The sequence below is a fragment of the Citrobacter sp. wls826 genome (assembly GCF_005281245.1).
Taxonomy (GTDB): domain Bacteria; phylum Pseudomonadota; class Gammaproteobacteria; order Enterobacterales; family Enterobacteriaceae; genus Citrobacter; species Citrobacter braakii.
Genome location: NZ_SZWS01000024.1, coordinates 143,325 through 144,050 on the forward strand (window position 1 = coordinate 143,325; position 726 = coordinate 144,050).

Genomic DNA, 726 nt, shown 5'->3' on the forward strand with positions numbered 1-726 from the left:
CACGCCAGAGGCATTCGGGTGATTATCGATCTGGTGGTCAATCACGTCTCCTCAGAACATCCCTGGTTTCGCGATGCGTGGAATAATCCGGGCAGCCGCTATCGTGATTATTTCCTTTTTCGCCGCCAGCCGAATAACTGGCGTTCTTTCTTTTCCGGCAGCGCGTGGACCGCTGAGCCAGACACCGGCGAGTTTTATTACCATAAATTCGCGCCCGGCCAGGTGGATCTCAACTGGGCCAACCCGGCGGTGGAACAGGAAATTTACCGGGTAGTGGATTTCTGGGTTACGCAGGGGGTGGACGGTTTTCGCTTTGACGTCATCAACTTTCTTACTACCGACGGCATTGGGCCTGATAACCCGGAAGAGAACGGCGAGCAGCGCCATGAATTTGACGTTAATCAGCCGCGACTCCCGGAGACGCTGCAACGGCTGTGTGCCCATGTTCGGGCGCAGGGTGACTATTTCCTGATTGGCGAAATCGGCAGCGAAGACCCTGACGTGCTCAGCCGCTATCAAAGCCCGCAGCTGATGGACGTGGTGTTTAATTTCAATATCGGTAGCCAGAAAAACTTTGATGTTTCCCGTCTTTTCAGCCAGTTAAAAACCACGCTGGCTGCGCAGTCGGGTTTACCGACGCTGTTTTTCTCCAGCCATGATATGTCGCGGATGATCAGCCGCTTTGGCGAAAACGAGCGCGATACCGGGCGGGCGCTGGCGGTGTTG

General features: G+C 55.2%; 1 protein-coding gene. It reads left to right on the plus strand.

Going from position 1 to position 726, the window contains the following annotated elements; all coding sequences use genetic code 11:
- On the plus strand, positions 1 to 726 hold a 726-nt coding region (locus tag FDW87_RS21885; protein WP_252363029.1), incomplete at both ends, for an alpha-amylase family glycosyl hydrolase.